Source organism: Peribacillus sp. P4_C12 (assembly GCF_056402095.1).
Genome location: NZ_JBFUIB010000626.1, coordinates 1 through 1884 on the forward strand (window position 1 = coordinate 1; position 1884 = coordinate 1884).

The 1884-nt window shown below is 39.2% G+C and carries 1 protein-coding gene; it reads left to right on the top strand.

What is annotated here, in order from left to right; translation table 11 throughout:
- Positions 1-938: 938 nt before the first annotated feature.
- Positions 939-1884, top strand: a 946-nt coding sequence (locus AC1DUW_RS27330; RefSeq protein ID WP_477643991.1) for an oxidoreductase, incomplete at its 3' end; no start/stop codon positions are given.

The window sequence follows — 1884 nt, forward strand, 5'->3', positions numbered from 1 at the left end:
GGACGACCACTAGAACATTTTTTTTCGTATTCCTGCTTGATAAAAAAATCATGATGAAGGATAGCAAGAGAAACGCTTCTGAAGCTATCGTCAAAGTTACCAGATTGCTCATAATAATTCACTCCTAATCATAGTTGCATAAATGGAATACATTTTTTTAGATGTGTTCCCTTATATCTATGTTCCATTTCGTCCCTTTTTCATAAATCCCAAAATATTTTTTATTTACCTTTGTTTGCTGCTGATTATAGAAACTACTGCGGCAGATGCATAACTACATGATCGTTTAACAAGTGACCCGGTTAGTGTAGCCGTGCTGTCTGGTTTAGAGTGAATATTGGCATCACTCAATACCAAGCAGGGTTGAGAATCAAAAAAACCTTTTTTTTTGCCTAAACAGTTAGACATAAAAACTTTATTGTTCAACTCGATTATTTAAGGGGCCTGAAAGCTTTATAAAGAAACGTTTTGACGATACGATGGTGACGAGTTAAACTCCTTATGTCTTGAAGATAACTCAGAGGGGTGTTTTTGGCTAGATTCAAGCGGAATTCGATATGGAATAGTAATGTTTATACATATAAAATCGAAACAATGACCGTACAAAACTTCCATTAATTTGGGTGTTAAAGATTAGCCTAAGTCATAACCGAATTTACAAAGTGACTCGTTTGAGTCGCTTTTTTGTTTAAAAAAAGAGGCAGTCCAAATCAAAGAAATGGATAATGTGCGCTAGGAGCATCACCCTCCAATTTTAAAATCCCAATTAGTAACAGCTGAATGGATTGTTTATTGGTTTTAATTACTGTATTTTACCAATTGGCTCCAGTGATGAAGTGAATCATTTGAAAATTAACCACTTTTCATATAATCTTACACATAATGGTTACTAAAAGTTAGCTTTCTCAATAAATAAGAGGTTAACAGGAGGAATTCAAATGAATCAAATAAAAACTAAGCTTTTTGAACCTGTAACAATTGGTGCATGGGACTTAAAAACAAGAACAGCAATGGCTCCTATGACCCGGTCGTTTGCTGATGATAAAACTGGTGTTGTGAATGACCTAACCGTAGAGTATTACCGAAAGCGAGCTCAAGATGGAATCGGACTTATCATTACAGAAGGTGTTGTGATTTCACCAAGAGCAAAGGGTAATCCTGGCGTTCCAGGGCTCTACACTCAAGAACAAATTAATGGTTGGAAAAAAGTTACCGAAGCTGTACACGCTGAAGGCGGAACCATTATTGCGCAAATCTGGCATGTCGGCCGTGCAAGCCACCACGAAATTGCAGGAGGACTTCCACCACAGGCTCCTTCCCCTTTTGCTGCTGAAGGAAAGGTTTCAAGATTCGGAAAACCTTTTGATATTCCTGAGGAAATGACAGAGACAGATATTGCAGAAGTAGTCAACCAATATGCGCAAGCTGCAAAAAATGCGATGGAAGCTGGCTTTGACGGCGTGGAAATTCATGGTGCACACGGCTACTTAATCGACCAGTTTAACTCTGACACTTCCAATAAAAGGACGGATCGGTACGGCGGTGATTTAAAACAACGCCTGACATTTATGAAGGAAGTGCTAACAGCAGTCATTGATACGGTTGGAGTAGACCGTACCCTTATTCGTTTCTCGGCTTTAAAAATTGACCAGCCATCTTACATGTGGGAAGATCCTGAATCAGCGATTCAAACGTTTATTGAAGCTTTTAAAGAAACAGGCGTCAAAATGATTCACCCTTCTACAATGGAATTTACCAAACCGATTGCCAGAGGGATAACCATGCATGAATTGGTACGTCGCCACTGGGATGGAGTTATAGTTGGTGTAGGCGGGCTTGATGCTGAAACAGCAGAGGACGCACTAAAAAAAGGCACCATTGACG